At 44.9% G+C, this 24,566-nt stretch carries 18 protein-coding genes; 11 read left to right on the top strand and 7 right to left on the bottom strand.

Features of this window, described 5'->3' with window-relative positions; genetic code table 11:
* Window positions 1-17 precede the first annotated feature (17 nt).
* From N39L_RS21635 to N39L_RS21625, 3 genes are read right to left on the bottom strand one after another with little or no spacing between them, the layout of a single operon-like run.
* Window positions 18-1,175 (bottom strand): CO2 hydration protein, encoded by a 1,158-nt coding sequence (locus tag N39L_RS21635; RefSeq protein ID WP_006618781.1) that lies wholly within the window; start codon window positions 1,173-1,175, stop codon window positions 18-20.
* A 55-nt stretch (window positions 1,176-1,230) separates the two neighbouring features.
* The gene (locus N39L_RS21630; RefSeq protein ID WP_006618782.1) at window positions 1,231-2,748 is read right to left on the bottom strand and encodes an NADH-quinone oxidoreductase subunit M; all 1,518 of its coding nucleotides are present in this window, start codon (window positions 2,746-2,748) and stop codon (window positions 1,231-1,233) included.
* 33 nt (window positions 2,749-2,781) lie between these two features.
* Entirely contained in the window at window positions 2,782-4,653 is a 1,872-nt protein-coding gene (locus N39L_RS21625) for an NAD(P)H-quinone oxidoreductase subunit F (RefSeq protein WP_006618783.1), read from the bottom strand.
* 435 nt (window positions 4,654-5,088) lie between these two features.
* Here N39L_RS21625 and N39L_RS21620 point away from each other — a divergent pair, with 435 nt between their 5' ends.
* From N39L_RS21620 to ccmO, 6 genes are all read left to right on the top strand, one after another.
* Window positions 5,089-5,400: a carbon dioxide-concentrating mechanism protein CcmK gene (locus N39L_RS21620; RefSeq protein ID WP_006618784.1), complete on the top strand. Its 312-nt coding sequence runs from the start codon at window positions 5,089-5,091 to the stop codon at window positions 5,398-5,400.
* Window positions 5,401-5,623: 223 nt separating this feature from the next.
* Entirely contained in the window at window positions 5,624-5,965 is a 342-nt protein-coding gene (locus N39L_RS21615) for a carbon dioxide-concentrating mechanism protein CcmK (RefSeq protein ID WP_006618785.1), read from the top strand.
* Between the two features lie 167 nt (window positions 5,966-6,132).
* Window positions 6,133-6,441 (top strand): beta-carboxysome shell vertex protein CcmL, encoded by a 309-nt coding sequence (gene ccmL / locus N39L_RS21610; RefSeq protein ID WP_006618786.1) that lies wholly within the window; start codon window positions 6,133-6,135, stop codon window positions 6,439-6,441.
* A 103-nt stretch (window positions 6,442-6,544) separates the two neighbouring features.
* Entirely contained in the window at window positions 6,545-8,185 is a 1,641-nt protein-coding gene (ccmM, locus tag N39L_RS21605) for a beta-carboxysome scaffolding protein CcmM (protein ID WP_006618787.1), read from the top strand.
* A gap of 47 nt (window positions 8,186-8,232) precedes the next feature.
* Complete coding sequence (gene ccmN, locus N39L_RS21600) at window positions 8,233-8,814, top strand: beta-carboxysome scaffolding protein CcmN (protein WP_014276344.1); 582 nt, start codon at window positions 8,233-8,235, stop codon at window positions 8,812-8,814.
* Window positions 8,815-8,900: 86 nt separating this feature from the next.
* Entirely contained in the window at window positions 8,901-9,701 is an 801-nt protein-coding gene (gene ccmO / locus N39L_RS21595; protein WP_006618789.1) for a beta-carboxysome assembly protein CcmO, read from the top strand.
* 200 nt (window positions 9,702-9,901) lie between these two features.
* Here ccmO and N39L_RS21590 read toward each other — a convergent pair whose 3' ends face one another.
* Window positions 9,902-10,129 carry a photosystem II protein, Psb35-related gene (locus N39L_RS21590; protein WP_006618790.1) on the bottom strand — a complete coding sequence of 76 codons (228 nt, stop codon included), beginning with the start codon at window positions 10,127-10,129 and terminating at the stop codon, window positions 9,902-9,904.
* A gap of 272 nt (window positions 10,130-10,401) precedes the next feature.
* Here N39L_RS21590 and murD point away from each other — a divergent pair, with 272 nt between their 5' ends.
* On the top strand, window positions 10,402-11,766 hold the full coding sequence (murD, locus tag N39L_RS21585) for a UDP-N-acetylmuramoyl-L-alanine--D-glutamate ligase (RefSeq protein ID WP_014276343.1): 1,365 nt from the start codon (window positions 10,402-10,404) through the stop codon (window positions 11,764-11,766).
* A 1,724-nt stretch (window positions 11,767-13,490) separates the two neighbouring features.
* On the opposite strand, the gene N39L_RS21580 is transcribed toward murD, so the two are convergent.
* From N39L_RS21580 to N39L_RS21570, 3 genes are all read right to left on the bottom strand, one after another.
* On the bottom strand, window positions 13,491-14,054 hold the full coding sequence (locus N39L_RS21580; RefSeq protein WP_006615990.1) for a hypothetical protein: 564 nt from the start codon (window positions 14,052-14,054) through the stop codon (window positions 13,491-13,493).
* Window positions 14,055-16,386: 2,332 nt separating this feature from the next.
* On the bottom strand, window positions 16,387-16,968 hold the full coding sequence (locus tag N39L_RS21575) for a pseudouridine synthase (protein ID WP_006618669.1): 582 nt from the start codon (window positions 16,966-16,968) through the stop codon (window positions 16,387-16,389).
* A gap of 10 nt (window positions 16,969-16,978) precedes the next feature.
* On the bottom strand, window positions 16,979-20,185 hold the full coding sequence (locus N39L_RS21570) for a PAS domain S-box protein (protein ID WP_231851981.1): 3,207 nt from the start codon (window positions 20,183-20,185) through the stop codon (window positions 16,979-16,981).
* Window positions 20,186-20,532: 347 nt separating this feature from the next.
* Between N39L_RS21570 and wecB the strand changes: the two genes are divergently transcribed.
* Genes wecB through N39L_RS21550 form a run of 4 tightly spaced genes read left to right on the top strand, consistent with a single transcriptional unit; the run spans window position 20,533 to window position 24,566 of the window.
* Window positions 20,533-21,651: a non-hydrolyzing UDP-N-acetylglucosamine 2-epimerase gene (gene wecB, locus N39L_RS21565; protein ID WP_006618671.1), complete on the top strand. Its 1,119-nt coding sequence runs from the start codon at window positions 20,533-20,535 to the stop codon at window positions 21,649-21,651.
* A 54-nt stretch (window positions 21,652-21,705) separates the two neighbouring features.
* On the top strand, window positions 21,706-22,743 hold the full coding sequence (locus N39L_RS21560; protein WP_006618672.1) for a DNA cytosine methyltransferase: 1,038 nt from the start codon (window positions 21,706-21,708) through the stop codon (window positions 22,741-22,743).
* A gap of 2 nt (window positions 22,744-22,745) precedes the next feature.
* Window positions 22,746-23,720 (top strand): type-2 restriction enzyme AplI, encoded by a 975-nt coding sequence (locus N39L_RS21555; protein ID WP_014276337.1) that lies wholly within the window; start codon window positions 22,746-22,748, stop codon window positions 23,718-23,720.
* 48 nt (window positions 23,721-23,768) lie between these two features.
* On the top strand, window positions 23,769-24,566 hold the full coding sequence (locus N39L_RS21550; RefSeq protein ID WP_006618674.1) for an SAM hydrolase/SAM-dependent halogenase family protein: 798 nt from the start codon (window positions 23,769-23,771) through the stop codon (window positions 24,564-24,566).

The raw sequence follows: 24,566 nt of genomic DNA, 5'->3' as shown, positions 1-24,566 counted from the left end.
TTGCCAATTGAGATAAACTATGAACGCATTGGAAAGGGTTTATAATCTGTCGGAGTAGGCTGATTAACCTCAGACAAACGGGAAGTTATAAACCGATTTAACCAATTTTCCAGATAAGTGCGGTTAGCTTTTTTCTGTTCCGGGTCATCAGTGTTGAGGGGATAGGGTGCTAGTCCTTGAATGGCGGCTGTAGTTACACAAAACATAGACTTTTGAAAACTTTGGCATATTTGCACGCGCAAATCATCCTCTCCTCGGCAACTATTATTATAAATATTGTGGAGATAATCAGGTAAAAAATGGCGCATATCCTGCATTAATTGAGTGGGTGGAATACCGGACCCACCAATGGGTAAGGGGTCAGCGTATAAAGCGCCGTATGTAAATTCTTTTTGTTGGTTGGGGATTTGATGAACTTGAGCGTTATAGGATACAGTACCGGGGAAGGGTGTACCACGGAAAAAAATGGCTTCTACATAGGGAACTGCTGTATCCATTAAAAATGTGAGTCCGGCAGATTTAGGGATGATATCTAATGTTTTATCTCCCAATTTTACCCCATAAGTAATCGGTTGATTGGCGGCGGCAACTAATCCATTTAAGATATGCTGGACTACTGCGGGAATGGATTTAATTTTCCCTTGGTCATAGAGGTCAGAAAGGGAGATAAAAATATCACTCATGACTCGCCAAAATTGCCCTAAGGCGCTATAATAGGCTGACTGTCGCACTTGTTCGGGCAGAAATTCGGGAAACATTCGATGTAGTCCCAGGATTAAACTATTGCCTTTAAATTTCGCTTGAATAGCGGCTTCTGCTAAGTTTTGGAATTGGGATGAATCTAGGTAAGAATCTAACCCGCCTCCCCCATGCCATAACATCCCTCTCATGCAATATTCGGCATATTCATAATTAATGCGATCGTGCCACCAATACTTGAGCAATTTGCGGATATTTAGCTGACCATTGAAGTATTTAAAAAATGGAAAAAATACTAAAAATTGATGGTCAGCAACATAAATAAGGTTGTCAGAGTAGGCATCTAAAACAATGCCATAACTTTTGAGGATGCCAACTACTTCAAGGAGGTTTTGGGGAGAGTCTGGCAATAAGGCATCACCAGCTTCTAAGCGTTCAATATATTTTAACAATGGATGGATTTGATTATTGGTCATAGTAGCTAAATTCACAAGTTTTTATGGTGGTAAATTATGATTAATTTTTAGGCGGTTAATTAAGGTCGATCGCCTTGACATTTGATTCAATTTGAGCTATAATAGGCGGGCGAGACATCAGGGCTGATGTGGTGCTTTCAGTCCAGTTAACTAGGATTTTCGGTTGTATTCCTAGGAAGGTGATAATCACAGCCAAGGCTATAGCTGGAATGCGATCGCGCCATTGTACCCTTGGTAAATTAATGACGGACTCGGATAAGCGACCAAAAAAGGCACGGTTGATCATAATCAGAAAGTAAACAGAAGTTAAACCAGTCCCGACCATGCACAGAAGAGTCTGCACCGGGAACACTTCTATACTGCCTCTAAAGACAATAAATTCTGACACAAATCCGACTAAACCAGGAATGCCAGCACTAGCCATTACTGCCAAAATCATTATACTACCAATTAAAGGTAAACCGCGTTCAGGGTTTAATAAGCCGCGAATCACGTCAATATCTCGACTGCCTGATTTTTTATAAACTACTCCCACTGTTAAAAATAGGAGGGCAGAAATTAAGCCATGACTGACCATTTGCATGACTGAACCGAGTAAACTGAGGGGGGAAGCGGCGGCAAAAGCGAGGATAATATAACCCATGTGGGCGATGGAACTATAGGCGACCATCTTCTTGATGTCTTTTTGTGAAATGGCACAGGAAGCGCCATATAAAACACTAACTACTGCCCAACTGGCGACATAAGGGGCGATCGCATTCCAAGCCTCTGGAAATAAACCGACCCCAAACCTTAGTAAACCATAGGTTCCCAACTTTAATAATACCCCCGCTAATAAAACCGATACAGGGGTTGAGGCTTCCACATGAGCATCGGGTAGCCAAGTATGAAAGGGAACGACGGGGATTTTAATACCAAATCCGATTACGAGTCCCCCCAGTAGAATTAGTTGCGTAGTTAGGGGTAATGCGGACACTCCCAAGGCGGAAGTTCTGAGGGTATCTAAATCAAAATCTGGTGCTTTGGTTAACCAGACTATGCCTAAAAAGGCGGCTAAAATTAACAGACCGGAAACTGCTGTATAAAGGAGAAACTTGGTGGCTGCATAGCCTCGGTTTTTGCCTCCCCAAATGGCGATGAGTAGATACAGGGGAATTAGCTCGACTTCGTAAAAGAGTATAAACAGCAGGAGGTTGGAGGATAAAAAGGTGCCAGCGACTCCGGCAAAGATAATCAACAGCAGGGGATAATATAGGCGGGGTCGAGAAATGTCTAAGTCAGAAGACCAAATAGCGATCGCCACTAATAAGGCATTGATAATGACCAAGGGTAAGGATAAACCATCTACCCCCAGATAGTAATTTAAGCCGAGGGGTTGAATCCAGGTAATATGTTCTACCATCTGTAGATCGGCTACAGTCGGATCAAATAACCTTGCCAAAGTTAGAGACCACACCAATAACCCCCCGGCGGTTAATAGGGAGATTTGACGGGATAATTGGGGGCTTAGGTTTGGCCAGATTACAATCAGGAGGGCAGCTAACAGCGGAATCCAAATTAAAACACTTAGCATCGATTTTTACGGTTAATGTGGTCGGGAAGGGGTCTAAAATTGCCACAGCATTAAAATCAACAACACGGCTATACCAGTGGCTATGGTGAAGACATAAAACTGTGATTGTCCAGAAATACTATATTTAAGTCCTTCACCGCTAAAGAGGGTGGCTAAACCTAAGCCGTTGACAAACCCATCGATAATATAGCGATCGATCCAATAACTGATGGCGGAGATACGATTAACCAAAAATACAACGGTCAGATCGTAAAGGCGATCGATATAGAAATCGTAAGCCAGTAAATCCTGTATGGGTTGGTAGGGGAATTTATAGGGCTCTCTCTTCTGTGGGTATACATAAATACTGCTACCTACAACCACCCCTAATACACTTGAGACCAACAACAGGGGTAAAGCGATGAGGTTAATTACTTCTTGGACTCCAGAGGCGGGCGCTTCTACGAAGGTGCTTGACCAACTTAGCAATAGTTGCCAGGTTTGTAGCATCATGGGCACTAACAGAGTGACAATGGTCATGGAAACCATTGGTAAAGCCATAGGCCACAGGACTTCTGGGGCGCGTCGGGTTTTCGGTTGCGACTGACCAGCAAAGACTAAGCCGAAAATTCTGGTTAATCCTAGGGTGGTGAGGAAGTTCACCAGCAACAACAAAATCAGTAACCAAGGTGGTACTGTCCAGAAGCCACTTACCCACCTTCGGAAAGTCCAGAACATTCCTAAAGGTAATCCGGCTACCATTCCTGATGCACCGACAATAAAGGCAGTGGTAGTGGCAGGCATTTTAGACCATAATCCCCCCATTTCGGTCATGTCTTGGGTGTTGGTGGTCAAAATTACTGAACCTGCACTCATGAATAACAGACATTTGGCGATCGCATGGGTGAACAGCAACAATAGGGCTATATCCACATGGCTTTGACCTACCGCTACAAAGACTAAACCCAAATAGGCGCTGGTCGTGTGGGAAAGGGCGCGTTTGATATCAATTTGGGCGATCGCCACCAAAGAAGCCCCAATAGCCGTTACTGTTCCCAAAACAATTAAAGTATCCGACACCACCGGAGACAGGGCGAGAATTGGTTGCAGTTTAATCAGAACATAAGCCCCCGCCGCCACCACTACCGAATTTCGCAGCAAAGAAGCCGGGTTTGGGCCTTCCATAGCCTCATCAAGCCATAGGTGTAGGGGAAATTGGGCGCATTTGCCAATAGGCCCAGAAATCAGGGCTAATCCTAATAAAGTCGCCGTAAGCGGTGGTAAATTGTGGGTTTCTGACCAGAGTTCTAAATCCGAGAAGTTTAAACTACCGGCGATCGTGCCGATATAAACCACCCCCATTAACAACAATACATCTCCCACTCGTTTAGTTAAAAACGCATCTCGCGCCGCCGTGACTACCAGGGGTTGAGCATACCAAAAACCCACCAGTAGATAGGTTGAGAGAGTCAGCAATTCCAGCAAAATATAACTAAGTAGCAGCGAGTCACTCAAAGCCAAACCACTCACTGCCGCCTCAAAAAAGCCCATCAAACCAAAAAACCGAGCCGTCGCCCAGTCTTTTTCCATGTACCCCAAGGCATAAACCTGAGCCACTAGACTGATACCTGTGACCAGTTCCACGGCTCCTAGGCTTACGGGAGAAACATCTAGGACAAAAGATAAGTCTAATCCCGCAGCTTGTAACCATGCAATGTGAATTTGTTGACCCGGCATTGACCAGATAGATCGGTAAATTACCGCACCGTGGATAAAACCCACTAAAGTCATCAATATATTAAAGTAGGCTGCTGGTCTTGGCCCTGTGCGTCGGACTAACCCCGTTGACCAAGGAAGGGTCAACACTGCCCCCATGAGACCATATATGGGTATCCACCAACTAGCTTGTAGGAGGAACTGAATCATTTAACTTACATAAAGAAATATTAACCCTCAGATTAATATATCAGAATTTCCGTCCTAAACAGAGCTAATCGTCAAATTCATCCCCAATAACCAGCCATTTCTAGTCAAATTACCTAGGGTCTGCCTTTGGGATATAGCACAACTTGTTACAAAAGTCAATATAAATCGGCATTTTTGTCTCCAAATATTAACTTTGTTTAAAAAACCTTAATTTCTATTAACAATCAATAAAAATAATCTCGAACATGAGAAATTATAATCCAGATTAATATTGTCAAAGAAGCCACAATTCTCGTATTCTTATAATTTGAGGGAGGTTGAAAAATTTTTCCGCATACACAAAAAGAATCATTAGTCTTTGTGGTCATGGGACTCAGTTAGCAAGAGATTTGCCCAGTTGAGTTCAGTCTGTCCGTAATTAGGAGTAGTTGTAAGATGTCCATCGCTGTTGGAATGATTGAAACCATAGGCTTTCCGGCTGTTGTAGAAGCAGCCGACTCCATGGTAAAAGCCGCGCGCGTTACTTTAGTCGGATATGAGAAAATTGGCAGCGGTCGTGTGACCGTGATTGTCCGAGGAGATGTCTCCGAGGTACAAGCATCAGTTTCCGCTGGCATTGAGTCAGTCAAACGGGTGAATGGTGGAGAAGTATCATCAACCCACATCATTGCTCGTCCCCATGAAAATCTAGAGTACGTTCTACCAATTCGTTACACCGATGCGGTCGAACAGTTCCGGTCCTACTAGACGTAATGGGGCAAGCGTTAACCCCCTCACCCGATCGCCGAAAAAGTCGTACAGACAAGGCCAATCTTGTCTCTAAGTTCTGAAAACTCCCTCCCTGAAAATTAGGATCAGGGAGTTGATAGCTTGTCTGAGAAGCCATCAGAGCCGAACCGAGTAGAAACCAGTGTTCTGTGCGACATCTAGGCGTGGTAATCAAATCGAGGTTCAGGAGTCAAAACATACTATGGCCATTGCAGTTGGCATGATAGAAACCCTGGGTTTTCCAGCGGTAGTAGAGGCAGCCGATTCCATGGTAAAAGCTGCCCGCGTAACCTTAGTAGGCTACGAAAAAATCGGTAGCGGTCGTGTCACCGTCATTGTTCGCGGAGATGTGTCAGAAGTTCAGGCTTCTGTCTCCGCCGGAACCGAGTCGGTGCGACGGGTAAATGGTGGGTTAGTTCTTTCCACCCATATTATTGCCCGTCCCCATGAAAACCTAGAATATGTCCTACCAATTCGTTACACCGAAGCGGTAGAACAATTCCGTGAAAGCGTCGCCGGGATACGTCCTCTTAACCGTCCGTAGGTTAACTCCAATGACCCCTAGGGGTATGTAGTTCAACCACAGCCAAGCCCGAACCGACTGCATAGTTCGCCCGTAGTAGGTCAATCTACCAATTGACTCCATCTATTTTCCGGCTCAGTCGGGGGGAAAAATGTTCCTGCCGTACAGTTCCTCAACATCAAATTAAGATGCAAATTGCCAGAGTTATTGGCACAGTTGTTAGTACCCAGAAGGAACCCAGTCTCCGAGGTTCCAAGTTTTTGCTATTGCAACTCTTAGATGAACAGGGAGAGCCAACATCAAGATATGAAGTGGCGTGCGACTATGTGGGTGCGGGTTTTAGTGAGTGGGTTCTGGTTAGTCTCGGAAGTGCGGCTCGCCAAATTCCTGGCAGTGAAAACCGACCCAGTGATGCAGCCGTAATCGCCATTATTGACACCGTTAGCACTGCTAATGGCCAGATTTACAGTCAAAAACAGCAGAACCGTTTAGGTTGAGCAACAGATCTGGGTTAACCCCAAAGCCTGGGATAATTCATCAATTCTCCCTACCACCACCAAAAGTCAACCCTATAAAAAGTTAGTTAGGAGAAATTCAGTTATGGCAGTTAAAGGCCATGCGGCTCCTCCCACACCCTGGTCTAAAAACCTGGCGGAGCCCAAAATTGACCCCACAGCTTACGTTCATTCCTTCTCGAATATCATCGGTGATGTTCGCATCGGCGCTCATGTCCTGGTCGCCCCGGGAACCTCTATCCGCGCTGACGAAGGATTCCCCTTTTATATTGGCGATGAGTCCAATATTCAAGATGGCGTTGTTATTCACGGCTTAGATGAAGGCAAAGTCAAAGGAGATGATGGTCAATCCTACTCCGTTTGGATTGGTAAAAATTCCTCAATCACCCATTTGTCTCTGATTCATGGTCCGGCTTATGTCGGGGACAATTGCTTTATTGGTTTCCGCTCTACTGTATTCAATGCCAGAGTCGGAAATGGTTGTATTGTCATGATGCACGCCCTCATCCAAGATGTGGAAATTCCCCCCGGAAAATATGTTCCCTCGGGAGCAATTATCACTAACCAACAACAAGCCGATCGCTTACCGAGCGTAACAGATACTGATATCAAATTCTCAACCCATGTGGTGGGAGTTAACCAAGCATTAGCAGCAGGTTATCAGTGTTCAGAAAACCTCGCCTGCATCAGTCCCCTACGAAATGAAACTAAGGGAAGCAGCAGTAATGGTGGCCGCGCTAGATCTGGCTCCCATAGCAACCTAGGCGCAAGACCTATTCCCCCAGAAACGGTACAAACCATCAGCCAACTTCTAGCCCAAGGCTATAAAATTGGTACCGAACACGCCGACGCACGTCGCTTCCGCACAGGTTCTTGGCGCAGTTGCGCTCCCATTGACTCCCGCAACACCAGCGAAGTTGTATCAGCCTTAGCCGCCTGTCTGCAAGACCATCAAGGCGAATATGTCCGCCTGTTGGGAATTGATAGCAAAGCCAAGCGCCGGGTACTTGAAGAAATTATCCAACGTCCTGATGGTCCTGTCGCTAGTAAGTCCTCTAACGCTCAGGTCTCCAATGCCACAGCTTCTACAGCCAGCCCCTCCAGAACTACTGCTACTGGTAGTTCCGACTTGGCACAAAAGGTTTCCCAAATCCTGAACCAAGGCTATAAAATTGGCACGGAATACGCCGACGCGCGTCGCTTCCGCACGGGTTCCTGGCGTAGTGGTCCCCAAATTGACAGCTCCAGTGCTTCGGCTGTTCTCAGTCAATTAGATGCCTTCATGAACGAGCATACAGGGGAATATGTCCGCTTAATTGGCATTGACCAAAAAGCTAAACGGCGGGCGGTTGAAGAGATTATCCAACGACCTGACGGTAGGGTTTCTGCTACCCCTAGTCCTAGCGCGGCTTCCCCTGCGCCCTCTAGTCGTTCAGCTCAATCATCCTACTCATCTGCTAATAGTAGTTTGACTTCTGAAACTATTGAGCAAGTTAAAAACCTCCTGGCTCAGGGTTATAAAATTGGCACGGAACACGCTGATAAGCGTCGCTTCCGCACGGGGTCCTGGCGTAGCTGTACCCCCATCGACTCTAATAATCAACGGGAGGTTATGGCAGCCCTAGAAGGCTGTATGCAGGAACATAGCGGTGAGTATGTTCGCTTGATTGGTATTGATGCTCAAGCCAAGCGTCGGGTTCTTGAGGAAATTATCCAACGACCTTAATTAACTCTCTCGAAAATCCCTGTTTACTTTTCAGAGGTTCAAGCCGAATGTGTATGTCGCCACCCCATCACCCGGATTATGCTTACTATGTGAGTGGCGATGTCACCATTGACCCCAGTGTAGCCATCGCCCCAGGAGTGGTGATTACCGCCGCTCCTGATAGCCAAATTGCGATCGCTCCTGGGGTCTGTATTGGTATGGGGACTATTATTCATGCTGATCAGGGTATCCTAGAAATAGATAAGGGTGTCTGTATTGGTACTACTGTACTCATAGTCGGTGCTGGAAAAATTGGGGCTCTGGCTTGTATTGGTTCAGAGTCAACTTTGATTAATTCTGATATCCCATCTCAGCACGTTGTAGCTTCCGGTTCATTAATTGGTGATCAATCTCGTCAGGTCAATTTTTCTGCTACTGAGGTTGATTTCATCCCTCAACCGGAACCGGAACCCCAACCGGAACCGGAACCCCAACCGGAACCGGAACCCCAACCAGAAGCAGAACCCCAACCAGAACCCCAACCGGAACCAGAACCCTCAATTCGTCGTAGTCCGCAGGTCTACGGACAAACTCAAATCAATGAGTTGTTAAAGACTTTGCTCCCCCATAGAAAACCCCCTAATTTTTGAGAGAAACCGGGGTTGATGAACAGGAAAGTCCGCAGATTAATCGGTCGGGATTCTCCATTCTTCTCTCTAGCAGGTAAAATACAGTCATGGATGAACACTTGCAAACCTCATTTCCCCAAAGGCGCAATACTGAGCCAGAATTTAAAGATACTGCTTTGGGGTTAATCTCCACCCGCAGTTTTCCAGCAATAGTCGGCACTGCTGATATGATGCTGAAATCTGCAGGTGTTCACCTGGTTGGGTATGAAAAAATCGGTAGTGGCTACTGTAGCGCTATTGTGCGCGGTCGTATTGCGGATGTCCGTCTAGCTATTGAAACTGGGGTTGATACTGCTAAACAGTTCAATCAGTTTGTTTCTTCCCTAGTCATTGCTAGACCTCTCCCCAACTTAGAGTATGTGCTACCTATTGGGTCTCGTCTCTCCCAATTAGCAGCCAGTGGCGGTCACTCTCGCCTCAGTAATAAAGCCATAGGTTTATTGGAAACGAGGGGATTTCCTGCTATGGTCGGCGCGGCTGATGCTATGCTGAAGGCGGGAGATGTTTATTTCGCTTCCTACGAAATTATTGGGGCGGGATTATGTACTGCTATTATTAGGGGTTCGGTTGCTGATGTAGCAGTGGCTTTAGAAGCGGGAATGTATGAGGCTGAACGCATTGGCGAATTAAATGCAGTGATGGTCATCCCTCGTCCCCTTGATGAACTTGAACAAACTTTACCTCTGGCTAGTTGTTGGATTGAGAAGGTCAAACCTTTACAGTTACCTATTAATGTTAAACAAACTGAAAAAGAAGTGGTAAAACTTCCCGAACTCAAACAATTATCTGTTGATGCTTTACCTTTGGATAATCAAACTTCGGATTCTTCCATGGAGTCCTGGGATTAAAATATTCTTGATTCTTAACCCGCATTCTCAACCCGCCTTGACATGATAATTGACATCAAATTATGATGCTCCTCAAGGTAGAGACTAAAAACTAATTACCCCCCACGGGTGATGATTATATCACTATACAAAAAAAAGAGCAACCCGTTAGGATTGCCCTCAAGAAGAGAGTCTAAAAGCTATTGGTGACTGAAGAGAATTTAGTTAGAAAAATTCTGGCTGCGGTAAGCATCCATGCTGTAAGCAGGAACCCGCTGGCTATAGTCTACTGGTACACCTGTCAACGCCAGAGAAAGACGGTCAAAGGAATCAGAGTTCCAGTTTCTCATGTGAATGGGTTTAGACTGTTCACCACGAAAATAAGCCATAGTTCCAATTACCGAAACAGCCAGCCAACCACTGATAAATAAAGCTGCTAAAATAACCATTTTTTATGCTCCAATAATTGCGTCAGGATTACTACCAAGAAAGTTTCACGAAAGTTAGTGGGAACGTCTTGGGGCAATTCCGTTTGTTAATCTATGTTAACCAATGTAACGTTTTTGTTACAAAGTGTCAAGTTACTTGACAAAATAATTTTTTGTGATATAATCCAATGCCAAAAATATTAGGAACCAGATCAACTCCCCTAAGCTGACCTAAAATCAGCGTCTTCTGATAGAATCAAAAATGCTCAATCAAGGTGCAGGGTAAGGATATAATGCCCAACGCTCATATTATTGGTCTGGGAAAATCAGGAAATGCTACGGCGCGCCTGTTAAAGGTTCAGGGATGGCAGGTAACTGTTAGCGATCGCAACACCTCAGAATCGCTACAGCAACAGTGTCAGACCCTGATTGAGGAAGGAATTACAGTTAATTTGGGGCAGAATTTCGACCCGGACACGGCACCAGATTTGGTAGTGGTTAGTCCGGGGGTTCCCTGGGATTTGCCAGCATTAGAAACGGCCCGCAGTCTAGGTATAGAAACTATCGGGGAAATGGAACTGGCTTGGCGAAATCTCCAGGATATCCCTTGGGTGGGAATTACGGGGACTAACGGTAAAACTACTACAACGGCGCTGATTGCTAAAATATTTGAAGTGGCGGGAAGTGCAGCCCCTGCCTGTGGAAATATTGGTAATGCTGCCTGTGAGTTGGCGCTGCAACAACAACAAAATTCCTCGACACCCTTAGATTGGGTCATTGCTGAAATTAGCAGTTTTCAGATTGAGTCATCATCAACCCTGGCTCCTAAAATCGGTATCTGGACTACTTTTACCCCGGATCATCTTAACCGCCATTACACGCTAGATAATTATTTTCGGATTAAAGGGCGTTTAATGGAACGTTCCCAGGTGCAGGTCTTTAATGGTGATGATGCTTATCTCCGGCGAGCAGCACCGGAACTCTGGCCACAAGCTGTCTGGACTAGCGTTAATGGTGCTGAGGAATTATTGGGCGATCGCGTTATGGGTGTATATATTCAAGAAAACTGGGTCTACCAAAACGGAGAGGCGATCGCACCGGTTGACTCCCTTAAAATGGTGGGAGACCATAATCGCCAAAACCTACTTATGGCTGTAGCGGCAGCCCGAATAGCGGGAATTGACAAGGAAGCAATTGCTCACGCTATTTCTATTTTTCCTGGAGTTCCTCACCGCCTGGAAGAGGTTAGCGCCTGGATGGGAATTCGCTGGATTAATGATAGCAAGGCTACTAATTATGATGCGGCTCAGGTCGGATTGGCGGCAGTTGAGCCACCTGTGATTTTAATTGCTGGTGGAGAAGCTAAAGCTGGTGATGATACCGACTGGATTAATACTATTCATCAAAAAGCTGCTGCGGTTTTATTAATCGGAAGCGCCGCCTCGGCTTTTGCTGAAAGGTTACAGGAAACTCACTATCAAAATGTCGAGATTGTCGAAACTCTCGAAAATGCTATCCCGCGCGCTGCCCAATTGGCTAGTGTGTTGCAAGCTAAGGCTGTTTTGCTCTCCCCGGCCTGTGCTAGTTTTGACCAGTATCGCAGTTTTGAACATCGTGGCGATCGCTTTCGGGAGTTATGTTGGGAATTGATGGGGTAGGGGCGGGTTTATATAGTTACCCGGTGTGTCTTATGGCCTCAGAAGGTGCGTCACATCAGCAAGTTTTTCGTTTTCCTTTCCCAGTGGCTGATCGGATGTGACGCACCCTACGCGCAGCCTGGGGCGGGTGTAGGTAGTTGGCTGGTGAGGTGTGTGGCCGATCGCGCACCCGCCGGCCCCTACAGCACTCTGGGGCGGGTGTAGGTAGTTGGCTGGTTTTTCCCGTGGCCGATCGCGCACCCGCCCCTACAGGTAATTTTATCCCAAAAAATAAAAAAAAAATTATCCTTGCGCCCCCGCGCCACTTTTTTTTGGGGAACCCTTGCTTTTGGGCGGCGCTTCTGCTACTATATTACATAATGGGATAGTTGCAATTTTTTTAGTAAAGTCATGCCTCCCATTATTTAGGATATGACTCCATCATATCCCGATTCGCTCGGCTTGTCAACCCCCTGGAGCGCTGACGGGCTGGGCTATTTTTTTTTTTTGAAAAAATAAACATTAATCAGTTTAATCAGTGGCGATCGCTTTCGGGAGTTATGTTGGGAATTGATGGGGGGCGGGCGGGTTTATATAGTTACCCGGTGTGTCTTATGGCCTCAGAAGGTGCGTCACATCAGCAAGTTTTTCGTTTTCCTTTCCCAGTGGCTGATCGGATGTGACGCACCCTACGCGCAGCCTGGGGCGGGTGTAGGTAGTTGGCTGGTGAGGTGTGTGGCTGATCGCGCACCCGCCCCTACAGGTAATTTTATCCCAAAAAATAAAAAAAAAATTATCCTTGCGCCCCCGCGCCACTTTTTTTTGGGGAACCCTTGCTTTTGGGCGGCGCTTCTGCTACTATATTACATAATCGGATAGTTGCAATTTTTTTATTAAAGTCATGCCTCCCATTATGTAGGATATGACTCCATCATATCCCGATTCGCTCGGCTTGTCAACCCCCTGGAGCGCTGACGGGCTGGGCTATTTTTTTTTTTTTGAAAAAATAAACATTAATCAGTGGCGATCGCTTTCGGGAGTTATGTTGGGAATTGATGGGGGGCGGGCGGGTTTATATAGTTACCCGGTGTGTCTTATGGCCTCAGAAGGTGCGTCACATCAGCAAGTTTTTCGTTTTCCTTTCCCAGTGGCTGATCGGATGTGACGCACCCTACGCGCAGCCTGGGGCGGGTGTAGGTAGTTGGCTGGTGAGGTGTGTGGCTGATCGCGCACCCGCCGGCCCCTACAGCACTCTGGGGCGGGTGTAGGTAGTTGGCTGGTTTTTCCCGTGGCCGATCGCGCACCCGCCCCTACAGGTAATTTTATCCCAAAAAATAAAAAAAAAATTATCCTTGCGCCCCCGCGCCACTTTTTTTTGGGGAACCCTTGCTTTTGGGCGGCGCTTCTGCTAGTATATTACATAATGGGATATTTGCAATTTTTTTAGTAAAGTCATGCCTCCCATTATCTAAGATATGACTCCATCATATCCCGATTCGCTCGGCTTGTCAACCCCCTGGAGCGCTGACGGGCTGGGCTATTTTTTTTTTTGAAAAAATAAACATTAGTCGAGCAATGAAACTGCTTAAATTTGTTGTACCCGCTTTTGTTTAGACCGGAGATTGAGGCTCGGACGGTTAACAGTTTTTTATAGATAGTGGTGGTCATGATGGATTCCTTAGTCGTTGTGTTGGCGAGGTTGGGTGAAGGGAGGGATTAATCACCTTCCTGGAAGTTACCGAAAATTACCAGTTGGGTGGCACTTGGGAGTATTCATAATCACTGACCCAATCATCACTGATTAACCAGTTGTCGTCTGCGTCAAACTCAACACCCCCTTCAGAGTTGATCAAATCTCTAAGCTCCTCCCTATCGCCAAGTTCTAATACTTTGTGAATATGCTTACACTTGGGAATCCAGCGCGTTCCGGTTTCTAGGGTAAGTACATCACGGCTTTTACTCTGGAAATCAAAATCCTGGCAAGTGCAAGTTATTTCCTCTTCTTCGATGGACACTTCATAGGTGTCTCCCTGGGGATTAACAACAGCAAATTTATAGGGTTCATTGTGGGGGTATATTTCTAGCTTCCCGGTGTGGCGTTTCCTGAAGGTTTGGAAGTTTTGATGAAAAGATTTTTTACTGACAAACTTGGGTCTCAACCCGTGACCCTTTTTGAAAACAACAAAAATTACTTTCCACCAAATTTCAACCCTGGCAATAATTTGGTGAGAGCAACCACAAATCCGCGCGACGGCGGCTTTGCTGTACAAGATACTTGCCAAAGATTGGCTCTGTGTGGTAGCATACATATAGAATCCTCAACTGATGAGTTAATTGGTTCTTAACCGTTTTGAGAGATTTGATGGGTCAGAGCCGCTGCAACGGCTCTTTCCCTATCCCTCTGATAAGATTATACACAATAGTACCGAAAACGTGCAATTGTTTACAAAACTTTACAGAGGGTAAAAAAATGAAAAGAGGCAGAAGAGGCGTTTATGATCGAGTTGGCAATCCCAACTTTTTCACAGACAAGAATCCAAGTAAGCTGAAACAGGAAGGATCTCAACCCGCGAATATACTGTTTGGCATTAGAGTAGCTCAGGATTTAAAAGACAAACTTGCGGTTATACCTAAGCGAGAACTGCGGAGGGTTTTAACTGAGTTCGCTGATAGCTACCTAGCGAACCAAAATAACTGCAAGTAGTTGCACTTTACAAAAGAAACCGCGGCCGGATTGCACCGGGGCGGTTTTTGAGTTTAAGGGTCGATCGGTTACCTCTTGAGCGATCGCTTCTTGGTTGGGGGTTAGTCTATGTTAGTTAGTCGTCAAATTTAAGGATAGACCAATAACCTCGCCATTCTGCTCCGGGTGGCGTGTTCCAAAAAAATGGGAGGCTTCGGCCTCGATACGATACAAATTTTAGTTGTTGTTTCGCAAGGATGTCTAACAGCCCAAATTCAATTTTAACCCAGGTAACACTACCATGCAGAACCCTAGGGGCGGGTGTATATAGTTCCCGGTGTGTTTTATGGCGTGGGGGCGGGTGTATATAGTTCCCGGTGTGTCTTATGGCCTCAGAAGGTGCGTCACATCAGCAAGTTTTTCGTTTTCCTTTCCCAGTGGCTGATTGGATGTGACGCACCCTACGCGCAGCCAGGGGCGGGTGTAGAAAGTTGGCTGGTGAGGTGTGTGGCTGATCGCGCACCCGCCCGCCCCTACAGCACTCTGGGGCGGGTGTAGGTAGTTGGCTGGTGAGGTGTGTGGCCGATCGCGCACCCGCCCCTACAACTAATTTTATCCGAAAAAATAAAAAAAAATTATCCTTGCGCCCCCGCGCCACTTTTTTTTGGGGAACCCTTGCTTTTGGGCGGCGCTTCTGCTACTATATTAAACAATGGGATATTTGCAATTTTTTTAGTAAAATCATGCCTCCGATTATCTAAGATATGACTCCATCATATCCCGATTCGCTCGGCTTGTCAACCCCCTGGAGCGCTGACGGGCTGGGCTATTTTTTTTTTTGAAAAAATAAACATTAATCAGTTTAATCAGTGGCGATCGCTTTCGGGAGTTATGTTGGGAATTGATGGGGGGCGGGCGGGTTTATATAGTTACCCGGTGTGTCTTATGGCCTCAGAAGGTGCGTCACATCAGCAAGTTTTTCGTTTTCCCAGTGGCTGATCGGATGTGACGCACCCTACAGCACTCTGGGGCGGGTGTAGATAGTTGGCTGGTTTTTCCCGTGGCCGATCGCGCACCCGCCGGCCCCTACAGCACTCTGGGGCGGGTGTAGATAGTTGGCTGGTTTTTCCCGTGGCCGATCGCGCACCCGCCCCTACAACTAATTTTATCCGAAAAAATAAAAAAAAAAATTATCCTTGCGCCCCCGCGCCACTTTTTTTTGGGGAACCCTTGCTTTTGGGCGGCGCTTCTGCTACTATATTACATAATGGGATAGTTGCAATTTTTTTATTAAAGTCATGCCTCCAATTATCTAAGATATGACTCCATCATATCCCGATTCGCTCGGCTTGTCAACCCCCTGGAGCGCTGACGGGCTGGGCTATTTTTTTTTTTGAAAAAATAAACATTAATCAGTTTAATCAGTGGCGATCGCTTTCGGGAGTTATGTTGGGAATTGATGGGGGGCGGGCGGGTTTATATAGTTACCCGGTGTGTCTTATGGCCTCAGAAGGTGCGTCACATCAGCAAGTTTTTCGTTTTCCCAGTGGCTGATCGGATGTGACGCACCCTACAGCACTCTGGGGCGGGTGTAGATAGTTGGCTGGTTTTTCCCGTGGCCGATCGCGCACCCGCCGGCCCCTACAGCACTCTGGGGCGGGTGTAGATAGTTGGCTGGTTTTTCCCGTGGCCGATCGCGCACCCGCCCCTACAACTAATTTTATCCCAAAAAATAAAAAAAAATTATCCTTGCGCCCCCGCGCCACTTTTTTTTGGGGAACCCTTGCTTTTGGGCGGCGCTTCTGCTACTATATTAAATAATGGGATAGTTGCAATTTTTTTATTAAAGTCATGCCTCCCATTATCTAGGATATGACTCCATCATATCCCGATTCGCTCGGCTTGTCAACCCCCTGGAGCGCTGACGGGCTGGGCCATTTTTTTTTTTTGAAAATAAATCAACTGAAAAATGGCTGAATTTCCTGGGGGTGCAAATCTCGCCAGTGACCAGGTTCAAGTGAATTGAGAGTCAAATGAGCGATCGCGACACGAACCAGTCGCAAAGTAGGGAAGCCAACGGCGGCGGTCATGCGTCGAACCTGACGGTTGCGTCCTTCAGTTAAAGTAATTTCGAGCCAAGCGGTAGGGACATTTTGGCGAAATCTAATGGGAGGGATACGAGGGGGAAGAAGTGGCTCAGTTAATAGTAGTTGAACCCTCGCTGTTCGGGTGCGATAATTTTGAATGGTGATTCCCTGCCGCAGTTGTTCTAAGGCTTGTGTAGTGGGTATTCTTTCGACCTGAACCCAGTAAGTACGAGGATGAGCAAATTCTGGCTGGCCAAGTCGATATTTAAGTTTGCGATCATCAGTGAGTAAAAGTAACCCTTCACTATCAAGGTCTAGTCGTCCGACTGAGTAGACGGAAGGAATGGGAATGTAATCTTTCAAAGTTTGTCGAGACTGAGCATGAGAATCACGATCAGTAAACTGACTGAGGACATTATAGGGTTTATAGAACAAGATATATCGATAAGCCATGCAGAAAAGTCTAGGACATGGTGTGCAGAACAAAGCGATCGCGTCCTTGAGCCTTAGCTTGATATAAGGCAGTATCAGCCATAGCAATGAGATGTTCAAGCTGAATATTGCTATTAGGCAAAACACTCACGCCGCCCATGCTGACACTAATATATTCACTAATAGGGGAAGTTTCATGAATCCTCTGTAATTGTAGGATTTGCTCACGAATTGTGTCAGCCACATTACACATACCCTCAGCATCAGTATTGGGGAGAATTATAGCAAACTCCTCGCCGCCATAACGAGCGACCAGATCCCCAGGTCGTCTAATAGATCGAGCCAAAGCCTGGGCCACCTCTTGTAAACAGCGATCGCCCTCTTGGTGTCCATAAGTGTCATTGTAGTGCTTAAAAAAGTCTACATCACACAAAATTAAAGAGATAGGGGTACATTCGCGGATGCACCTACGCCACTCTGTCATTAAATAGGTATCAAACTGTCGGCGATTAGGAACCTGAGTTAAGCCATCAAGAGTAGCCAGGCGTTCAAGCTGTTGATAAAGTTCAGCTTGTTGAATAGCAATTCCCAACTGTACAGCTAACTGCTTGATAAAATCGACTGCAGTTGACTCCCATTCACGGGGACCAGAACAATGCTGCACCATGAGCAACCCCCAGAGGCGATTATAAGGTGCATTGGCAACAAACCCCAACTCAGCAGAAGTCTCACTGTGCCTTCGGGTCAAAATGGGAACGACCAAATTAGCCTGTACTTGAAACTCTGATAACAAACGAATATCGCATCGAGTGAAATCTTGAGTGGATATATCAGCCATAGCTTGGACTTGACCCTGGGTGAACCCAGCCAGATAGTGGGGAGTCCAGCAATCTTCGGTGACAATAGTTCCGACGACAGACTTCCACCCCGGGGCGACTGATTCGACGACCATCACGCCATTACCATCATCCTGAAATCGGTAGATCATTACTCGGTCAGTATTGAGAAACTCACGAACCTGAGCCACAGTAGTGTCTAAAATTTTATCCAATTTGAGCGATCGCCGAATGCGTTGAGTAATGACAAGCATCAACCGTTGACGTTCGGCTTGCTGTTGGAGATTTTCCTCAGCCTGCTTGCGTTCAGTAATATCTTCGACCATACCCTCATAGTAGAGTAGTTGTCCTAAGCCGTCCCGGACGGCCCTAGCTTTTTCAGAAATCCAAATAATCTGATGATCGGCACGATAGACCTGGGATTCAAAATTAGTAATTGAATCGGACTCCTGTAATTGGCGAATAAACTCAGGGCGACGACCAGGATCAACATATAACTGGTGGCTAATGTCGGTCAGTTGAGCCATCATATCCTGGGGTGAATGGTAGCCATAGATTTTGGCTAAGGCTGGATTAACATTAATATAGTGACCGTCCCAGGTAGTCTGAAAAATACCCTCGATCGCATTTTCAAACAGACTACGATATTGATATTCGGCTTTTTGCAGGGACTCTAAGGCTTGTTTGCGTTCAGTAATATCTCGATAAGCACTCAAAAACAGCCTATCATCCTGATTTTGGACAATAGAGGTAGACACTAACAGAGTTTTCTGTTGTCCTGACTTAGTGCAAATGGTAGTTTCGACATCCCGCACGCCTGGCCGTTCTAAAATCTCATATAATCCAATCAGAGCATCTTGATGAGCTTGGGGGTCAGGATACAGAAGCGATAGGAAATCCTGAGAACTTTCTACTTCGGCTAGGGTGTAGCCAGTAATTTCCTCCATCTTGGAGTTATAGATCCAAAACTTTCCGGTCTGATTACTGAGGGTAATGCCTTCTCCGACAGTTTCGATGACACTGGTTAACTGTTGAGCGGTTTGGAAAATTTTTTCTTGTGTAGAAAGGCGTTCGCTGATATTAGTATTGACGCAGATCAACCCGACTAAATTACCCTGTGGATCTCGGATGGCATCTGCTCTCATGTGAACCGGAATTACTCGGCGGCTGCGGGTTAGCTTGTGGACTTCTCCTTGCCAAGAATACCCGGCTAAAATATGGCTCAGGACTGTTTCGGCGACGGTGGCATCAACATAAAGGGCTCTGTGACCTCCATGCTGGTTGAATTGTTCGACAGTTTCGTATTCAAATAAATCACAAAAGGCTCGGTTTTGATAAATTTGCACTCCGGTTGCGTCCATAATGGCGATCGCATCGGTGGTGCTATCGACGGCTTTACGAATTCTTAATAGGGTTTCTTCGGCTTGTTTGCGATCGGTGATATCTTCGGAGGTGACTAAAATGGCAACTATATTGCCGTTACTGTCATGAAGGGGAATGCGATTGGTTTCTAGGTAGACTATTTTACCATCTGGGCGGGTTCGGGTTTCGAGCTGCCGATATTGAGGGATATTGGTTTCAATGACAGTGCGATCGCATTTTCGCAAATAATCAGCCATCTCCTTGGTTGAGGGTAAATCTTCATCGGTTAACCCGACAATTGCTTCTGAACTAATCACCCCAGCCTCTAAGGCCCCTCGGCGGTTACAGCCCAAATAAACGGAGTTGCGATCTTTCCAAAAAATCGCTTTTGGGATATTATCCATGACTAGCTGTAACATCTGTTGCGATCGCTCAAGGGCGGCTTCTGCTTTCTGGCGTTCCTGAATTTGTTGCTGGAGTTTCTCATTGGTTTCCAGCAGTTGAGTTGTCCGGTCATCTAGGATGTCTTGCAGATGGTAACACAGATGTAAGAGTTCTTCTGATGCTCGGCGGCGTTCGGTAATATCAATGGCAGAACCTGTATAACCTAAAAACTTACCGTTAGCTGTCCATTGGGGCACTCCGGTATTAAATATCCAACGATACTGATGATCAAACCTTCGCAGCCGATATTCCTGTTGAAAGGGTTTGCGATCGCCGAATGCTTGCCAGTAAGTGATTAAACAATTTTGGCGATCTTCAGGATGTACCCCCCGGAACCAGCCCTCTCCCCGTTCCATTTCTAAGGAACGTCCGGTAAACTCTAACCAGTCTTCATTAAAAAATGTATAGGAACCTTCTGCATTACAAGCCCAGATTAGCACAGGTGTAGGTTCAGATAGCCCGGCAAACCTTTTTCTTTCTTGTTCAATTGCTGTTGCCAATCGGTGCAAGTTACCATCAAAATGGTAATAGTGTTCAGAGTCTAACTTGTCTTGATCATGAAAACGACTAAAATCACTCATTTTTACGTTGATCATAAGCCATTAGATTAAATTGTCATTCGGAACATTCTACTATGATATTTCCTGCCAATTCTGTACTGTCCTGTACGACAATCTTAACAATTTTGTGCTAAAATATCACGGATGATTAAACATTGCCGGAAAAATTTTTATATAAGGATAACTCCCAGTTATACACCGATAAAAATCTGAGTTATGGGGGGAGAATATGGTAATGAGAATTGAGGATAACAGTTGAGTCAACAATTGGGGATCAAGCATTTTTAGGGGGATGACCTATTCTAGTCATCTTAATTTTATAACCAGTCTTGATATTTTTTTGTATTGGTTTATACTTTTATCGTAACTTTATTTAATCACAAATGTCAACATCAAAGTATCGAATTGGTATAGTATTTGGAACCAGACCAGAAGCGATTAAAATGGCCCCACTGGTCCAAAAGTTTCAACAAAATTGTAATTATGAAACCCGAGTGATTTTAACAGGTCAACATCGGGAGATGGTCGAGCAAGTGATGGAGCTTTTCGATATCAAGGCCGATCGCAATCTGGAAATCATGCAGCACCAGCAAACCCTGACGGACATTACCTATCGTAGCTTACAAGGGTTAGGAAATATTTTTGAGCAAATCCAACCTGATATGGTTTTAGTCCAGGGGGATACGACAACAGCCTTTGCTGCGGCATTAGCGGCCTTTTATCAAAAAATTCCTATTGGCCATGTAGAGGCGGGACTCCGAACTGATGACTTATTTAATCCCTATCCTGAAGAAGCGAACCGCCGTCTAATTTCTCAACTGAGTAGATTAAACTTTGCACCTACGGAGAAAGCGGTTGAAAACCTGATCAAATCTGGGGTAGTCGGGGAAATTTATCAAACCGGAAATACAGTGATTGATGCTTTATTATCTGTTGCTAAAACCCAACCCAAATTAGATATTCCCAATCTTAACTTAGAAGAAAATCGACTAATTTTAGCGACAGTTCACCGCCGAGAAAATTGGGGAGAACCCCTAGAGGGGATTGCGGAAGGATTTTTAAAAACTCTTGATCAGTATCATGACACAATTATACTGCTACCCCTACACCGTAACCCGACGGTGAGGGAACCCCTACAGGCAATGTTAGGAGGACATCCCCGGGTAATTCTCACGGAACCCCTAGATTATACTCAACTGGTAGCAGCGATCGCTGATGCTTATTTAGTGCTGACGGACTCGGGTGGACTCCAGGAAGAGGCACCGAGTTTAGGGAAGCCTGTGTTAGTGTTACGAAAAACTACGGAACGTCCTGAAGCGATCGCGGCCGGAACGGCTAAATTAATAGGAACCGACCCTGAAGATATCCTCAGAGCCACTAGCGAACTCCTGGGGGACCGAGAGGCTTACCAAAAAATGGCAACCGCTATTAACCCCTTTGGAGACGGTCACGCCGCCTCACGCATTATGGAACATATCGATGAGTATTTCAAGTTGGTTTAGGTTGGGTTAGCTTTAAACAAGTTTTGAATAGGCAGTAAATAATCGAAAAATACCATGTCAAACAGACTGAGTTATTGGGAATATTTACACCAAGAATTAAAACTGAATGCAGATATCCAATCTCAGTTAGTTGTTCTTGATTTATTTGCGGGTTGTGGCGGTTTTTCTCTAGGATTTAAAGCCGCAGGTTTTCAAACAATCGGTTATGAGATGTTAGCGGATGCTGCCGCCACGTATACTCGTAATCTTCAGGACCCATGTTATTGTCAAACTTTAGAAATTGGTCAAGATTTATGCAATCATCCTGATGTGATTATCGGAGGTCCTCCCTGTCAACCGTTTAGTGTAGGTGGATTACAAAAAGGTCCGAGAGACTCCAGGGATGGCTTGCCGATTTTTATAGATGCGATCGCACGATATCAGCCAGAAATCGCCATCTTTGAAAATGTGCGAGGAATGCTTTATAAAAATCGTCAGTATTTAGAGAAAATAGTTGCCGAACTTGAGAGGCTGAATTATCGGGTTGACATCAAACTTATCAATGCTGTTAATTATGGTGTTCCACAAAAACGAGAACGCCTGTTTGTTGTGGCTTATCAAACAGCATGGAATTGGCCAGAAGCTGAAACCTTAGCTATTCCTTATACGGCTGGAGATGCTATTTATGATACGGCTTCTACCATTCCTATAGGGGCAAAATTTCTCACGCCTAGTATGCTAGAATATATTGGCAGATATGAAGCAAAATCTAAATGTGTTAAACCTAGGGATATTTACCTTGATATTCCTTGCCGAACTCTGACCTGTAGAAACCTATCAGGCGCAACCAGTGATATGTTGCGATTGTTATTACCAGATGGCCGCCGGAGACGTTTAACAGTTAGGGAAGCTGCGAGATTACAAAGTTTTCCCGATTGGTTTGAGTTGGTGGGTTCAGAAAATTCTCAGTTTAATCAAATTGGTAATGCTGTACCACCTTTGTTAGCCAAAGCGATCGCTAAATCTGTGAAAATGACACTGGAGAATAAACCATCTCGACCCACAGATTATTTTTCTCCTTTTCCTCAACAGTTAAAATTACCATTTGCGTAAAGATGTCATCAAATAACCCAACCCCAAATCTTGAACAACTGATGTTAGAGGCACGTCAGTTAATGAAGGATTTAGGATTACCAGACAAAATGCAAGGAGATACTCCCATTTTTGTCCTGTTAGTTATGTTAGATATGAAGCCAGCCAAATCATGGTCTGAAGCTAATAATCAGAAATGGGGAATAACGCCATTGATGAATAAAATGCGAGAGTTGGGCTTTAAAAATTTAGCACCTAATACTCGTGAAAATATTCGCGATGACTGTGTTGGTCAACTGGTTGATGCTGAACTCGCTACCGAAAATCCAGACAAGCCTCGACCTAAGAATAGTCCTAAATACTGTTATCAAATAAATCAAGAAGTTCTATATTTAGTTAAAAAAATTGGCAGTGCAGATTATCCAATAGCACTTAATAATTTTTTGTCTAACTATCAAACAATAAAACATAAGTATCAAGCCAAAAGACAATCACAGAGGCTAAATGTCAAAATTGCTCATAATTTTTCTGTCAGTATAGCACCCGGTGGTCAAGGTGTTTTAATTAAATCAGTCCTTCAAGATTTTTGTAAATATTTTAATATTGATAAAGTTCTATATATTGATAATACTGTAGATACAGCCAGAGGTTATTCTCCATTTATTGATGAAAATTTAATTAATTATTTAGGTATAGACATTGACAAATTTAAAAATAGTTACGACAAGCCAGATATTGTGCTTTATAAATCTGATAACAAATATTTAATTATTATTGAAGCTGTCAAAACTGGTGGTGCAATTAATGTTGAACGTCGCGATCGTTTATTATCTTTGTTTGAAAATGTTGATGTAAAGTTATCATTCGTCAATGCCTTTGAATCTTTTAAGGAACTCAAAAGACTGACCAAAGAAATAACCAGGGAAACTCATGCCTGGATTATGGAGTTTCCCGATCACATGATACATTTCAATGGAGACCAGTATTTATTTCATTAATAAAAATTTCCAGAAACCCTAAATATTCCGAGACTAGGAGTGCTAAATATGTCTGTATCTGGTATAATTACATTATTGACAGACTTTGGTTTAAGTGATGTTTATGTGGGGGTAATGAAAGGGGTATTATCCCAAATTAACCCCCACCTAACTGTGATTGACTTAACCCATGAAATTCCTCCCCAAAATCTGATGGCGGCGCGGTTTTGTTTGATGAATGCTTACCCCTACTTTCCTGAAGGTACTGTTCACATTGCGGTAGTAGATCCGGGGGTGGGAACTGAACGGAAGGCGATCGCACTACAATTTACTAACGGATATGTTGTCGGACCTGATAACGGCTTATTCGGGGGTTTAATTAAGCAGTATGGTGTAATTACAGCAGTGGAATTAACTAATCATCAATACTGGCGAAATTCCCAACCCAGCACTACTTTTCATGGTCGAGATATCTTTAGTCCTGTGGCTGCTTATCTCGCCTCTGGTGTGCCAATTAGGGATTTAGGTACTGTGATTAATTCTGATACCCTCATTGACCTGTCAATACCAGACCTAGAAATCACAGAAACGAGCATTAAAGGCAGCATTCAATATATCGATCGCTTTGGGAATTTAATTACTAATATTCCGGGAGATATGGTAGCAGATAAATCCTGGACTGTTAGCTTTCCTGAATGCACCCCCAGTCCTAATATTAGCAGCCATAGAACCTATGGAGAAGTCGAACTAGGTCATCTTTTAACCCTCATTGGTTCCCACGGTTGGATAGAAATTGCGGCTAACGGAGATAGTGCTAAATCTCGGTTACAAATAGACTGGGGTGCAACAGTTCAAATCAACTATTGA

This window comes from Limnospira platensis NIES-39 (assembly GCF_026000695.1).
GTDB classification, from domain to species: domain Bacteria; phylum Cyanobacteriota; class Cyanobacteriia; order Cyanobacteriales; family Microcoleaceae; genus Limnospira; species Limnospira platensis.
Note: the sequence above shows the minus strand (reverse complement) of the source record. Positions and strands in the feature narration are given on the sequence as shown.

Coding starts and splice junctions, on each gene's coding strand:
- N39L_RS21615 (WP_006618785.1), top strand. CDS start 5,624: ATGGCCATTGCAGTTGGCATGATAGAAACCCTGGGTTTTCCAGCGGTA.
- N39L_RS21620 (WP_006618784.1), top strand. CDS start 5,089: ATGTCCATCGCTGTTGGAATGATTGAAACCATAGGCTTTCCGGCTGTT.
- wecB (WP_006618671.1), top strand. CDS start 20,533: ATGTCAACATCAAAGTATCGAATTGGTATAGTATTTGGAACCAGACCA.
- ccmM (WP_006618787.1), top strand. CDS start 6,545: ATGGCAGTTAAAGGCCATGCGGCTCCTCCCACACCCTGGTCTAAAAAC.
- ccmN (WP_014276344.1), top strand. CDS start 8,233: ATGTGTATGTCGCCACCCCATCACCCGGATTATGCTTACTATGTGAGT.
- N39L_RS21550 (WP_006618674.1), top strand. CDS start 23,769: ATGTCTGTATCTGGTATAATTACATTATTGACAGACTTTGGTTTAAGT.
- N39L_RS21570 (WP_231851981.1), bottom strand. CDS start 20,185: ATGATCAACGTAAAAATGAGTGATTTTAGTCGTTTTCATGATCAAGAC.
- N39L_RS21575 (WP_006618669.1), bottom strand. CDS start 16,968: ATGGCTTATCGATATATCTTGTTCTATAAACCCTATAATGTCCTCAGT.
- N39L_RS21580 (WP_006615990.1), bottom strand. CDS start 14,054: ATGTATGCTACCACACAGAGCCAATCTTTGGCAAGTATCTTGTACAGC.
- N39L_RS21630 (WP_006618782.1), bottom strand. CDS start 2,748: ATGCTAAGTGTTTTAATTTGGATTCCGCTGTTAGCTGCCCTCCTGATT.
- murD (WP_014276343.1), top strand. CDS start 10,402: ATGCCCAACGCTCATATTATTGGTCTGGGAAAATCAGGAAATGCTACG.
- ccmL (WP_006618786.1), top strand. CDS start 6,133: ATGCAAATTGCCAGAGTTATTGGCACAGTTGTTAGTACCCAGAAGGAA.
- N39L_RS21590 (WP_006618790.1), bottom strand. CDS start 10,129: ATGGTTATTTTAGCAGCTTTATTTATCAGTGGTTGGCTGGCTGTTTCG.
- N39L_RS21635 (WP_006618781.1), bottom strand. CDS start 1,175: ATGACCAATAATCAAATCCATCCATTGTTAAAATATATTGAACGCTTA.
- N39L_RS21625 (WP_006618783.1), bottom strand. CDS start 4,653: ATGATTCAGTTCCTCCTACAAGCTAGTTGGTGGATACCCATATATGGT.
- N39L_RS21560 (WP_006618672.1), top strand. CDS start 21,706: ATGTCAAACAGACTGAGTTATTGGGAATATTTACACCAAGAATTAAAA.
- ccmO (WP_006618789.1), top strand. CDS start 8,901: ATGGATGAACACTTGCAAACCTCATTTCCCCAAAGGCGCAATACTGAG.
- N39L_RS21555 (WP_014276337.1), top strand. CDS start 22,746: ATGTCATCAAATAACCCAACCCCAAATCTTGAACAACTGATGTTAGAG.